Genomic DNA, 13,344 nt, shown 5'->3' with positions numbered 1-13,344 from the left:
AATCAACCTCCTGACCTAATTTATTAATCCCTAATGTTTCTGATCCTATTGGATACGATGTGGAAAGTCAAATCATTTGCTAGCGCCTACAATAGAGGTAATTGATATCAAGGAGTGATTGTCATTGAACCAACAACCTAAACATATCCACGTCGTATTCAAGACTCATCTGGACATCGGATATACTGATCTTGCCGATCATGTAGTCACACGTTATATGAAAGAGTTTTTCCCTAAGGCTATTGCGGTAGCCGAATACTTTGCAGAACATAATGAGAAGGGAGAGTTCATATGGACTACTGGCTCATGGCTCGTTGATTATCTTTTAAAGCATGGAAGTGAGAGTGAGAAATCCAAGACAGAAGAAGCTATTAATAAAGGTCTTTTAACCTGGCATGGTCTTCCATTCACAACATATACAGAATTGTTTGATCCTGAATTGCTGGAACACGCCCTTAGCATCTCTCAAAGGTTAGATCGGCGGTTTGGCAAAAAAACGATATCTGCCAAAATGACGGATGTTCCCGGTCACACCCGCTCTATGATTACGCATTTAGCGAAGGCGGGAATCAAGTATTTACATTTAGGTGTGAATGCATCCAGCCATGTCCCTCACGTTCCTGATATATTCTTGTGGAGAAATACAGATGGTTCCGAAATCGTGGTTCAATATAGCAAAGATTATGGGGATTCAATTCAGGTAGAAGGCTTGCAGGACATGCTGTACTTCGCGCATACGCACGACAATCACGGCCCGTCTTCAGCTCAGCAGATCGTAAGCGAATTTGATCAACTGCGTACGACTTATCCGAATGCTGTTATCAGGGCATCCACGCTAGATTGTTTCGCAGAAAAAGTCTGGGCTATTCGTGAGACCTTTCCTGTTGTGGAAGAAGAGATTGGCGATAGCTGGATTCACGGTGCATCGTCGGATCCGTTCAAGCTATCCGCCTATCGTGCGTTGCTAAGATTGAAGAGTAAGTGGCTAGTGGATGGTTCCCTTAAGGTCTCGGATGACGAATACATTGCATTCTGCGATGAACTGATCATGATTCCTGAGCATACTTGGGGGTTGGATATAAAACGTTATCTGGCGGATTATGCTCATTATGATAAAGATGATTTTTCACAAGCACGTAAGAAGAACAAAACAGAAGTGGACTTGAATCCACAAGTGTATCGTTTCCTCGAAGAGAACTCACGTGCTGAAATCATTGAAATGTTCGGCAACGAGGCAACTGCAAAGCTGGAAGCTCGTTCTTACGGATTAATGGAGAAGTCTTGGCAAGAGCAACGAAACTATCTCACAAAAGCGATCCATGTTCTACATGCAGATAGGAAGCAAGAAGCTGAAGAAGCATTAGTGGCACTTCAGCCCGTAAAAAGTTCCGCTTGTGCAGGAGCGCAAGAGCTGATGACCGATCACACTTACTCGTTGGGAAGCTTTAATGTTGTATTTGCTGATGACGGTTCGATCATTGGACTGCAGGATGTGAATGGAAAACAGTGGGCGGGGCATGAGAATCGAATCGGTATGTTTACTTACGAAACGTATTCCCAAGCCGATTATGATCGGTGGTATCAGGACTATCATATGCGATGGAATAAGACTCACTTCTGGGTTGTTGGCGACTTCGGCAAGCCCGGGATGGATCTGACAAAGCAGTGGATTACACATCAAACGCTCAAGCCTAAGCTGACATCCCTAACGCGTCAACATGCCAATGGAAAAGATACGGTATGCGCTAAACTGACTATGCCTTGTGAAGCGGCCGAACAGATGGGAGCACCAAGAGAGCTAGTTATTGAATATGAATTCCCAGCGGACAGAGCCGTTATCGAGTGTAAAGTGATGTGGTTCGATAAAGATGCCTACCGTTTGCCTGAAGCATCTTGGCTGACGTTCAACCCCGCAGTTGACAATTGTAATCTGTGGAAGCTAGATAAGCTCGGGCAACTCATCTCTCCTCTTGACGTTGCAAAAGGTGGGAACCGAAACATGCACGCGGTCAATGAGGGAATGTACTATCGTGGAGCGGATGGAGAGGTATCGATTCAAACGCTGGATGCTGCGCTTGTCAGTCCAGGAGAAAGGAGATTACTGCAATTCGACCATTCCTTTGCCCCATTAACAGGAGGAATGCATGTCAATTTGCATAATAATGTTTGGGGAACCAATTTCCCCGCTTGGTATGAGGATGATGCACTTTTCCGTTTCAAGCTGACTTTTACATCAAAAATATGATTTGAGAGGATAGGGATGAATATGATATCAAACAACACAAAACCATGGAAATTGTTCGCCATTCAGCATTCGCACACCGATGTAGGTTATACCGAAAGACAAGAGAAGATTCAACAGTATCATGTGGATTATATCCGGCAAGCATTGCATATTTTCGAGGAGATTGAATCAGGCCGTCGTCCTGAATGGAAGGGTTATAAGTGGGTATGTGAAACATTCTGGCCCGTTGAATCCTTCTTAAAGAAAGCAACGGAACATGAGAAAGAGCAATTGAAGCAAGCGATACGAAGTGGAGTCATTGGTCTCTCAGGAACATATCTCAACTTTGGCGAGCTGATCGGTAAGGATCTTCTGGAAGCGGTAATTAAGCGGATTACGGATTATGGTGAAAGCATTGGACAACCTGTTCATAGTGCAATGACTGCCGATATTACTGGATTTGGCTGGGGTTACGGACAAGTGTTGGCAGACGCTGGTATTCATAATCTGATCACTTGTATTCATACCCATCATTCGATGTTCCCTCTTTGGGCAAAACAAATGCCGTTTTGGTGGGAGACCCCTAATGGCGACCGTATCTTGACATGGAATGGTGAGCATTACATGTTAGGCAATGATCTCGGTTTAATGCCTGGTCTAGGTGGCTCATATACGATTAAAGATGAGTTAGATACAAGGAATGGAGTCTCGTTTGAAGTAGCCGAAATTCGCATTAAGCGCTACATCGAGCAATTAGCGGAAGATGGTCTGACCATGCCATTTGCTCCGGTTATGCTATCTGGGCTTCCGACAGATAATGGTTCACCCAATGTCAAAATGATGGAATTCGTTAACGAATGGAACGAGAAACATGGCGATGAAATTTGTATTGTACCAGCGACACTGGATGATTTCTTCGATGAGCTTCGTCGATATGCGGAACAGAATCCTGATGTAATCCCGGTGTATCGAGGCGATTGGCCAGACTGGTGGACGGATGGGGCATGCTCGACACCAAAGCATGTGCAGGTATTCCGCGAAGCGCAGCGTGTCTATCAAAAGGTACAGCAGTTAGATCCAGAGCAATACATCATTTCGGCGGATCGAATTCAAGAGATTGAATATGAATTGGCATTATTTGCTGAACATACATGGGGCTACCATTCATCGGTCAGTGAGCCATGGAATCAATTCGTGCAGGAGCTTGGAGTACGTAAGGAAGCTTATGCTGCGAACGCTAGCCGACTTGCACATACCGCACTTTATGACATTCAAGAGGTGAAGGGCGACGCGTTACTTGCACCTGACCGGACGATGCGGTTCAAGGTATATAATCCGTACGATTATGTGCAGTCGGATCATGTCCAACTGATTATGGAAGGTTGGCATTATGAGCTGATTAAAGACGGTTATGAGGTTATAGATGAACAAAATGGAAATAGATATCAGTCCCAGGTGGCCTATACCCATAGAGGAGTCATTGTGAGTGTACCTATGCAACTATTACCTAAACAGGAATGTGTGTTAAGGATTCAACCTTCGGTGAAATCGCCAATAAAGACAGCATCCCGTCATGATTACGTCGGCGCAGACCGAATGGCAGATATCATCGCACCTGAAGAGAAAGACATGATGGTCACACCAACCTATTTGGAAACTTCCTTTGTCCGGATTGAATGGAAGAAGGGAGAAGGCATTACAACATGGGTTGATAAGCGTACGAATCGAGATTTACTTCGTGAGGATCGACTACATGATGCCTTTACACCTGTTTACGACGTTACCAAAGCGAATAGTATAGAAAATATGATGGAAGTACGAAGAAAAATGGGACGCAACCGTAAAGGGCCAGATGCCGTTGTATCTGTTGGCAAGCTTATTTCCACCGCTGTGATTGAAAACGGGGATGTGTATGGTAAAATCCAGCTAACTTATCAGGTGGATGGTTGTAGCCATTATTCGTTACTTCTAACGGTATATGCTGACCGACCGCGTGTTGACGTAGCGGTTCGCATCCATAAAGACAGTATCTGGGACCCAGAGAATCTGTATATATCGTTGCCTTTTGGTGATGCAGTTGCAACGGATAGCCATCAATTATGGATTGATAAGGCAAAGGCCTTGGTCCGTCCGCGTGTAGATCAATTACCTGGATCCTTGGCAGATTATTACTGTGTTGGCGAGGGGGCTGCATTCGTTGGTGAGAAGGAAGGTCTCGTTATCGCGATGCCAGATACACCATTGATTCAGTTGGGATCATTGGAGCATGAAGCGCGTTTACTAAGTGGTCATACTAAGCTCGCAGATGATCCGGCGCATCTATATTCATGGACGATGAATAACTATTGGGAGACGAACTTTGCTGCTACGCTTGGCGGATTTTATGAATTTAGATATTATGTGGCCTGGGGAGAAGGATACAACACCCCTGAAAAGTCAATTGAAGCTTGTCGTAGTATGAATGCAGGACTGCTGTCTTGGCGAGCGAAGTAATCTAGTTCGGTGACTGGAGCTTGAACTGAATTTGTTGTAAAATGATCTATAGGGAAGACCTCTTTGTTGTGAATTGAGTTGTGGTAACCCAATTCTACAAGAAACGGTCTTCCTTTTTCTATGTATCTATATACATATAATAGTTTACGCTCTTAAGTAGTAGTGGTTGGTTTTCTAAATTAGGGCAAATAAGGAGTATACGCTATGTTAGGTACAAATGATTTAACCCAAGGACCTATTATGAGTACGTTAATGAAATTGACGATACCTATCATTGCAACCAATTTCATCTCAACTACCTATGGTCTTGTCGATATGATATGGGTAGGGAGACTCGGAAGTGGGCCCGTCGCTGCTATAGGTACGGCAAGTTTCTTTATAAATTTAGCGCTTGGCCTAGCAACCATGATCACAATGGGGACAGGTATTAAAGTCTCCCATAGTATGGGGGCTGGTCAGCAGGATAAGGCAAGATCGTATATTACGAACGGTCTGATCATGTCGATAGGCTTAGGACTAGTGTATATGGTTTTTATCATGTTAAGCCGTAATCAACTGATTGGCTTCTTTGATCTAGGAAGTGATGAAGTTGAACAGATGGCGAAGAATTTTTTGGTAATATCTACAATCGGAACTGTATTTTCAATAATAAATATGTTGTATGCTATCATTCTTAATGCAATGGGAAATAGCAAACAGCCGTTTCAAATTTTTACCGTCGGACTTATTTTCAATATCGTCATGGATCCATTATTTATATTTGGATTAGGTAGTTTTGAAGGTTGGGGTGTATCTGGCGCTGCAATCGCTACACTCATAGCAAATATACTGGTGACCAGTTTATTTATCCTCAAAACAAGGAATTCGCAATTGATTTCTAATTCAATTCGGTGGAATCCGCATCAAATGAAAGAAGTCATCCGAATAGGGATTCCTATTACGATCCAGCGGGTAACTTTTACGATCATATCTATCATCATTGCGAAGATTATTATTCGTTTTGGTGCTGATGCGATTGCCATTCAAAAAGTTGGCATTCAAATCGAATCGATCTCGTATATGACCATTGGTGGACTGCAAGGCGCTATCGTTGCTTTCTTTGGACAGAACTATGGAGCACATCGCATGGATAGAATGAAGGAGGGTTATCACAAGGCTCTGCTCATGACATCTGTTTTTGGTGTCATCATATCGATGATATTTATACTATTTCCGCAACAACTCTTTTCAGTTTTTCTTTCCGATTCGAAGAGTCTAGCGTTAGGCGCGAATTATATGCGTATCATTGGTGTTTCTCAAATGTTTATGTGCTTGGAGCTGATGACTGTTGGTGCTTTTAATGGTATTGGCAAAACCCATATTCCACCCATGTTTAGTATCTTATTAACGGCATTAAGAATACCTTTAGCGTTGATATTATCCGAACCCTTCGGACTGAACGGGGTATGGATGTCGATTGCCTTGACCAGCATTCTTAAAGGAATCATTCTTGTCTTCTGGTTCAAGCGAACGCTACGCACAATGAATGAACCACAATTAAATACTTAAATAAAGGATGGTAGTTCAAATGACCATGTTAAATTATAAACTTATACAACAGCTGAACGACAATAAGTTAAATCATGATCTTTTAAAAGGTCAATTTGGCTTGGAAAAAGAAAATGTGAGGGTTGATCGAAAAGGACGACTTGCGCTCACACCGCATCCTAAGGCTTTTGGAAATAAAATGGAAAACCCATATATTCAAACTGATTTCTCCGAGAGCCAGATTGAGATGATCACGCCAGCACTCGGTTCAATTGATGAGATGTATCAGTTCATGGAAGCCTTGCAAGATATCGTTACTTTGGAATTGAAGGATGAATATTTGTGGCCAAGTAGTAATCCGCCTAAACTACCTGAAGATCATGAAATTCCGATCGCCAAGATGAATGATCCGATTGAAGACAACTATAGATCGGAACTAGCGGACAAGTATGGTCGTAAAAGACAATTATTAAGTGGAATCCATTATAATTTTTCATTTGATGAAGGATTTCTTCGAAAATTACATGTGTTAAAAGGTGAGCAGGAAGGTTTTAAAGAGTTCAAAGATGGCCTTTACTTCAAAGTAGCACGTAACCTATTGCGATACCGTTGGTTTCTCATCTATCTGACCGGCGCAAGCCCCGTATTTGATAAGACATATATTGATCGATGTGTTGATTTGGGAGAACCATTAGATAGAGATAGTTTTTATTTCCCAAATATGAACTCGCTTCGCAATAGTCCATGTGGGTATCGCAATGAAAAATCATTATACGTTTCTTTCCATTCAATGGAAGATTATGTTCAAGATTTGAACGAATTAATTCAATCCGAGAAATTGTTGAGTGTGAAGGAATTCTATAGTCCAGTCCGAGTAAAAACAGCCATTGGTGATGATCCATTACAAGAGCTTAAAGAAGATGGCGTGGCGTATCTGGAACTGCGATTTATTGATTTGAATCCACTCTATAAAATAGGAATCAGTAAAGACAAGATGAAATTCATTCATTTATTCATCCTATTTATGCTACTGAAGAATGACGAGACTTTCAGTGTAGAAGATCAAAAGATAGCAGACATGAATCATGATCAACTGATCACGGAGGGCATAACAGGTCGTTTGCACGATCAAGTGGATAAATCTACAACGATGCAGGAGAAGGCTTTAGCCTGTATAGAAGAGATGCAAGAAATAGTAAGACTATTAATGCCTAAGAATGAAGAATTCCTACATATTCTGAATGATGAAAAAGAGAAAATTAGTCATCCTGAGTTGAATTACGCTTCTATATTGAAGTCTAAAATTCAAGAATCATCATATTTAGCTTATCATTTAGAGAAAGCCAAACAATATACTCAGGAAAGTGCTCAGAATAGTTATCGTTTCATAGGATATGAAGATCTGGAATTATCCACACAGTTGCTATTAAAGGCTGCGGTTAAAAGAGGAATTAAGTTCACACTGATGGATCGGGAAGAAAACTTTATTTTGCTTACACAAGCGGGTCAAAAAGAATATGTAAAGCAAGCTACGAAGACATCGTTGGATTCGTACAGTACGGTATTGATTATGGAAAATAAGGTCGTAACCAAGAAGGTCCTTGCAGAACAAGGGATTAGAGTACCTAAGGGCGAGACCTTTCAGAGTCTTGAAGAGGCAATGTCTGCATATGAAACATTTCGAGGTCAAAACATTGTAATCAAACCCAAATCAACGAACTTCGGATTGGGCATCACCATTTTTAATCAGGAATTCTCCAAAGAAGACTATCAGAAGGCTTTCCAAATCGCTTTTGAACAGGACCGTACGGTCCTTCTAGAGGAGTTCATGACAGGTAAAGAATATCGTTTCCTTGTGATGGGAGATGAAGTGGTTGGGATTCTACATCGAGTTCCTGCCAATATCGAAGGGGATGGAGTTCACACGATAGAGCAACTTGTTCATGAGAAGAATGAAAATCCACTCCGAGGTCAGGGGTATAAGACACCACTAGAAAAGATTCAATTAGGCGAGGCAGAAGAGATGTTCTTAAAGAATCATTCCCATAGCTGGAGCGATCTACCGCAATCGGGTGAAATCATCTATCTGCGGGAGAACTCGAATATTAGTACAGGTGGCGACAGCATTGACTATACCGACAACATTCCAGATAGCTATAAGGATATTGCCATTCAATCGGCTAAAGCGGCAGATGCAACCATATGTGGTGTAGATATGATGATTGACGATGTTGAACAAGAAGCAACGTCCAACAATTACAGTATTATTGAAATCAATTTTAATCCGGCCATTCATATTCACTGCTATCCTTTTAAAGGTGAAAATCGAAAAGCAGATGAAGTAATTCTTGATCTATTGTTTGGTAAGAATACTGGATAGTTGACCGGATGGTACGATAATATAAATTTATAAATAGTGCAGAACCTGGCGCGAGGGTATCGTAAGAGGACTGCGAGCAAGAAACAGATATACCGTGAATATGCCTTGGAGTAACAGCAAGTTATTGGAGGTTTCGATATGGTCTGAGTGCGCAGGCCGTTGTATACTAAAGTCACACGAGAAAGGAAGGAACTCACATTAATGAACATCACACGATTCTGTGAAGGGATTAAACTTGATCCTGCTGCTCAAGAACAGGTAAATGAGTTCCAGATGAAGGAAGAAGAATACCTTGCTTATAAACAACGTTTTTATTTGGACAGATGGTCCTTTTTTGATTCAGCAAAACAAAAGATAGGCTATCGGAAGTTATTCCTGTATTTATTTGTGCGGTTCTCAGTAGATGCTTATGAAGAGTATCGCATTCGAAAAATAGATGATGAGGTTTATTTCGATACATTCTCAGATATTCAGATTTGGTGTATGCAATGTATGCGTGATTTCGGCGAATATGGGATAGAAGAATATCATTGGCTTCAAGAGCATGTACAGCTTCGTTTATTCCGTCTGGGAAGATTGTAATTTCAGCCTATCTCTTGTGATCGTGATATCGTCGTTCATGATTGTAGAATCGTTAAAAGTCAAATTGTGCTTAACGTTCATATCCCAACGGGAGAACCTTTGTTAGCAGAAGCCGTGGAAGAATCATTTGAATTAGCCAGAGCTTTTTTCAGAGGGATCTCTCCCGTATTTATTTGTCATTCATGGCTACTAGATTCCGATCTAAGTGACATACTGAACCCGGAATCAAATATTATACAGTTTCAAAGTCATTTCTATATTTATGATGTTGATAAGAGTTCAAAGGAAGCGGAGCAAAGAATCTTCAGTAAAGAAAGTGATAATCCCAGTACGTATGAAGAGAACACTCAGTTGCAACGCCATGCAAAAGCATATTTGATGGCTGGCAGCAAGTTGGGAAGCGGGTATGGGATCAAATTAAATAGATAACGATATGATCGCCAGAAGTGCTATTGTATTCATCTTTGATCTATAAGCTGTGCGACGATAGAACCCCTATGCAACATGTATTTTGCGTAGGGGTTCTTAACTTTTTATTTTAAAAATAAGATTGTTAAAATACGTGTATAGTAGTAAAATTGATTTGTAGGAAAAACTAGGTTTTGTATAATGTATAAGGGTGGTTGTATGGACAAAAAATATTGGGTACCTGCTTTGGAGAAAGCAGATGGGATTCTACGTCTTATATCCGAAAAACCTCGTAAATATCGTTTAATTGATCTCTCCTCTCAGCTAGGAATCCACAAGAGCTCTATGTATTCCATTCTGCATACTATGGAAGCTCTTGATTGGGTTAATAGAGATGCAAATGATACATATGGTATTGGTTCTGCTACGGGGAGATGGGGAAATGCTTACACGCAAGGTCAGGATATAATCGCGTCGTTCCATAAAGAAGCGAGCATGACGAGAGATCTACTTCAGGAGACCATTCAACTTGCAAAGCTTGAAGGGAATGAAGTGTTATATTTAGCTAAAGAGGAAGCACCAACGATGGTCAGATTGGCTTCCGGTCCAGGGATGAAGTTCCCTGCTCATGTGACTGCGCTGGGGAAAGTGCTGTTATCGTTCTTAGATGAAAAGGACCTTGATTTATTGTATCCGCTTCAAGAATTAACAGCTGCAACAGAGTATTCATTGAAAACGAAGATAGATTTGGTTAAACAACTCCGAGAAATTTCCGATGAGGGGATTGCCTTCGACGAGCAAGAAGTGATCGTTGGGTTCAGCTGTGTATCTGCTCCCATAATATCTCAATCAGGTGAAGCCATTGCAGCAGTGAGCTGCTCCATGCCACAGCATATCTGGGTGAAAAAGAAGGATGTCGCGGTGACGGAGATTCGCCATTTGGCAAGTCGTTTATCCCAATTCCAAGGAGGGGAACATAATTGAGATTAGCAGATAAAATCATCTTAATCACAGGCTCCGGTTCCGGTATCGGAAGAAGCACGGTATTACTGTTCGCCCGTGAAGGTGCAACAGTCATCGTGAATGATCTTAATGAAGTCAAAGGAATAGAAACTGTGAATGATATTCAAGCTTCTGGAGGAAAGGGGCATTTCATCTGTGCCGACGTGACCCATCCCGAATCTGTGTTACAGATGGTAAATGAAATTATTAAAAAGTATGGTCACATTGATGTGCTCTTCAACAATGCGGGTATTAGTGGCGTAGGAGCCTTGCATGAAATCGAGCCCGATGCTTGGGACCGGGTTATTCAGGTCAACATTCGAGGTGTATACTTACCATCCAAATATGTGATTCCGCATATGATGACACGTAAATCTGGCAATATCATCAACATGTCCTCATGCGTCGCAGAAATCGGACTCGCGAGAAGGGCTTCCTACTCGGCAACCAAAGGAGCCATATTAGCGTTGACGAAGTCGATGCAAGTGGACTACGCGGGATATAATATCCGTGTAAATGCCCTTTTACCCGGTACAATTCTAACGCCTTTTGTAGAAAATTACTTAAAAACATCCTATGATGATCCAGAAACTGCGATTGCGTCAATCAAGAAACGCCAGCTTAGTGAGGAGCTGGGCTCACCTGAGGATGTTGCTCAAGCTGCACTATTCCTAGCTTCAGATGATTCGAAATTTATGATGGGTTCTCCTCTGTATATTGATGGAGGTGTTACTTTCGGAAAAAATGCGTGAATACCCGCAAGAGTTGTAACAGGAAACGGTATACGAGATTGTGAAAGCGCTTTAAAGTGTTTGGCTATGCACAATAGAAACTGAATGGAAAGGAAGATGACTATGGATATAGTGAAGAAGGGCGGCAGAGCCATTATCTTGCATACCCATGATAACGTGGCAACGGTACTTGAGCCTTTTAGCAAAGATTCTGTTTTTGAAATGACGGAAGGGTCTTCAATCACGTTGCGAGACAACATACAGTTCGGGCATAAATTTGCCTTAAAGTTCATATCTAGAGGTGAAAAGGTATACAAGTATGGTGTTCCGATCGGTATGGCGATATTAGATATTCATGCAGGTGATCACATCCATTTGCATAATCTAATGAGTATGCAGCAGATCACAGATCAATCGAAGCAATAAATTCCGGGGGTGAGCGAGAATGAAAGGATACAAGAGAGCGGATGGAAGAATCGGAATACGTAATCACGTAGCAGTCATGTATACCGTTGAATGTGCACATCATGTTGCTGATACTATCGCGCGAAGTGTACCCAATTCTATTCAATAAGTTCAACAATACGTTAACTGGGCATGGTGACGATATTCCACTTCCCAAATTAACGGAGAAGGTCGATTATGAAGCAGAGCTCGTCATCGTGATCGGAAAGACGGCTAAGTATGTTACGAAAGAGGACGCGCTTAGCCATGTATTTGGTTACTGTAGCGTGAACGATTTGTCTGCAAGGAACTTACAGCTAAGAACACAGCAATGGCTGTTAGGCAAGTCATGCGATAAATTCTCTCCACTTGGACCCTATCTCGTATCGGCGGATGAACTCGGAAATCCGAATGATCTGGATATTAAATGTACGGTCAACGGAGAGGTGCGCCAGCATTCCAATACATCGGATATGATCTTCCATTGTGATGAGATCGTGAGCTATATATCGCAACATATGACACTTGTACCTGGAGACATTATTCTGACAGGAACACCCGAAGGCGTCGTTCTCGGTTATCCAGAAGATAAGCAGGTGTACTTAAAGGATGGAGACATCGTTACGATTGAGATTGAGAAGTTAGGTAAGCTGACGAATCGACTCATAGCGAGGTTTAAAATATATGAGGATAGATGCACATCAGCATTATTGGCAATTAGATCGACAGGATTACTGATGGCTTACGCCAGAGGTTCCTACACTGTATCGAGATTTCCTGCCTAAAGACTTAGCAGAGTCATAGCATCACGCAAACCATTGTTGTTCAAGCAGCGGCGAGCGTTGCTGAGACTAAATTTCTTCTAAGTCTGTGTGAGACGAATGATTCTATAGCTGGGGTAGTGGGTTGGTTGAATTTTGAGCAGGGAAATTTCGTGGAAACATTTGAACAGCTCCGTAAAGATCCTCATTTTATTGGCGTTCGTTTAATGCTTCAAAGTATAGATGCTATGGAATACCTGCATAATCCTCTAGTCATTCATCATTTAAGATGGTTAGAGGAAATAGGGTTTCCTGTTGATTTATTGATTAACGTGACGCAATTCCCTGCTGTATTAACCATGCTTGAACTTGTACCCCATTTAAATGCGGTTATTGACCATATTGGTAAACCACAGATTTCCAAGCAGGTGATCTCACCTTGGCAAGAATGGATTACGGAGGTCGCACAATATCCGCAGGTGTATTGTAAACTCTCCGGCATGGTTACTGAAGGGAATATGTCGAACTGGGTAGATTCCGATTTTAGCTTTTATGTGAAGCATACGATCCAAGCATTCGGATTGCAGCGGGTCATGTTTGGCAGTGATTGGCCAGTCTGTCTACTTGCAGCAAGTTATGATCAGATTGTCGACATTTTACTTCACAATTTACCAAATGAGCTGACAGATCAACGGATAGAAGATATTTTTGGTAATAATGCAATTCGGTTTTATCAATTAGAAACAAGATTTGAACAATCTTTATTAGTAGAAAAGGTCTGAAAGTGAGGTG

11 protein-coding genes and 2 pseudogenes are annotated in these 13,344 nt (G+C 41.7%); all 13 read left to right on the top strand.

All coding sequences use genetic code 11. From position 1 onward, the window contains the following. The first annotated feature begins 124 nt into the window (after positions 1-124). Complete coding sequence (locus ACH8E3_RS10280) at positions 125-2,245, top strand: DUF5054 domain-containing protein (protein ID WP_458632541.1); 2,121 nt, start codon at positions 125-127, stop codon at positions 2,243-2,245. A gap of 15 nt (positions 2,246-2,260) precedes the next feature. Beyond that, positions 2,261-4,717: a glycoside hydrolase family 38 N-terminal domain-containing protein gene (locus ACH8E3_RS10275; RefSeq protein WP_458632540.1), complete on the top strand. Its 2,457-nt coding sequence runs from the start codon at positions 2,261-2,263 to the stop codon at positions 4,715-4,717. Positions 4,718-4,921: 204 nt separating this feature from the next. Beyond that, on the top strand, positions 4,922-6,265 hold the full coding sequence (locus tag ACH8E3_RS10270; protein WP_458632539.1) for an MATE family efflux transporter: 1,344 nt from the start codon (positions 4,922-4,924) through the stop codon (positions 6,263-6,265). Between the two features lie 19 nt (positions 6,266-6,284). Next, positions 6,285-8,624: a bifunctional glutamate--cysteine ligase GshA/glutathione synthetase GshB gene (gene gshAB / locus ACH8E3_RS10265; RefSeq protein WP_458632538.1), complete on the top strand. Its 2,340-nt coding sequence runs from the start codon at positions 6,285-6,287 to the stop codon at positions 8,622-8,624. 55 nt (positions 8,625-8,679) lie between these two features. Continuing rightward, a pseudogene (locus ACH8E3_RS10260) lies at positions 8,680-8,826 on the top strand (glycoside hydrolase family 95-like protein); the annotation flags it as partial. Continuing rightward, positions 8,826-9,206: an acyltransferase domain-containing protein gene (locus ACH8E3_RS10255; RefSeq protein ID WP_458632537.1), complete on the top strand. Its 381-nt coding sequence runs from the start codon at positions 8,826-8,828 to the stop codon at positions 9,204-9,206. The pseudogene ACH8E3_RS10260 and the gene ACH8E3_RS10255, both read left to right, overlap by 1 nt. A 66-nt stretch (positions 9,207-9,272) precedes the next feature. After that, positions 9,273-9,635 carry a hypothetical protein gene (locus ACH8E3_RS10250; RefSeq protein ID WP_458632536.1) on the top strand — a complete coding sequence of 121 codons (363 nt, stop codon included), beginning with the start codon at positions 9,273-9,275 and terminating at the stop codon, positions 9,633-9,635. 198 nt (positions 9,636-9,833) lie between these two features. Then, positions 9,834-10,598: an IclR family transcriptional regulator gene (locus ACH8E3_RS10245; RefSeq protein WP_458632535.1), complete on the top strand. Its 765-nt coding sequence runs from the start codon at positions 9,834-9,836 to the stop codon at positions 10,596-10,598. After that, on the top strand, positions 10,595-11,368 hold the full coding sequence (locus tag ACH8E3_RS10240; protein ID WP_458632534.1) for an SDR family NAD(P)-dependent oxidoreductase: 774 nt from the start codon (positions 10,595-10,597) through the stop codon (positions 11,366-11,368). Before ACH8E3_RS10245 ends, ACH8E3_RS10240 begins: the two co-directional genes overlap by 4 nt. 102 nt (positions 11,369-11,470) lie before the next feature. After that, positions 11,471-11,773 (top strand): UxaA family hydrolase, encoded by a 303-nt coding sequence (locus ACH8E3_RS10235; RefSeq protein WP_458632533.1) that lies wholly within the window; start codon positions 11,471-11,473, stop codon positions 11,771-11,773. Positions 11,774-11,792: 19 nt separating this feature from the next. Next, a complete protein-coding gene (locus ACH8E3_RS10230) occupies positions 11,793-11,921 on the top strand; it encodes a UxaA family hydrolase (RefSeq protein WP_458632532.1) in 129 nt (42 codons plus the stop codon). Then, positions 11,902-12,459, top strand: a pseudogene (locus tag ACH8E3_RS10225) (fumarylacetoacetate hydrolase family protein); the annotation flags it as partial. The gene ACH8E3_RS10230 and the pseudogene ACH8E3_RS10225, both read left to right, overlap by 20 nt. A gap of 137 nt (positions 12,460-12,596) precedes the next feature. Then, positions 12,597-13,334, top strand: a complete 738-nt coding sequence (locus ACH8E3_RS10220; RefSeq protein WP_458632561.1) for an amidohydrolase family protein — start codon at positions 12,597-12,599, stop codon at positions 13,332-13,334. Positions 13,335-13,344: the final 10 nt, after the last annotated feature.

This window comes from Paenibacillus sp. CMAA1364, assembly GCF_054373195.1.
This window is presented reverse-complemented; position numbering and strand designations above follow the sequence as displayed.

Bases quoted from the DNA above. Each gene is read 5' to 3' on its own strand.
- ACH8E3_RS10255 (WP_458632537.1), top strand. From the start codon at position 8,826: ATGAACATCACACGATTCTGTGAAGGGATTAAACTTGATCCTGCTGCT.
- ACH8E3_RS10230 (WP_458632532.1), top strand. From the start codon at position 11,793: ATGAAAGGATACAAGAGAGCGGATGGAAGAATCGGAATACGTAATCAC.
- ACH8E3_RS10245 (WP_458632535.1), top strand. From the start codon at position 9,834: ATGGACAAAAAATATTGGGTACCTGCTTTGGAGAAAGCAGATGGGATT.
- ACH8E3_RS10270 (WP_458632539.1), top strand. From the start codon at position 4,922: ATGTTAGGTACAAATGATTTAACCCAAGGACCTATTATGAGTACGTTA.
- ACH8E3_RS10235 (WP_458632533.1), top strand. From the start codon at position 11,471: ATGGATATAGTGAAGAAGGGCGGCAGAGCCATTATCTTGCATACCCAT.
- gshAB (WP_458632538.1), top strand. From the start codon at position 6,285: ATGACCATGTTAAATTATAAACTTATACAACAGCTGAACGACAATAAG.
- ACH8E3_RS10275 (WP_458632540.1), top strand. From the start codon at position 2,261: ATGAATATGATATCAAACAACACAAAACCATGGAAATTGTTCGCCATT.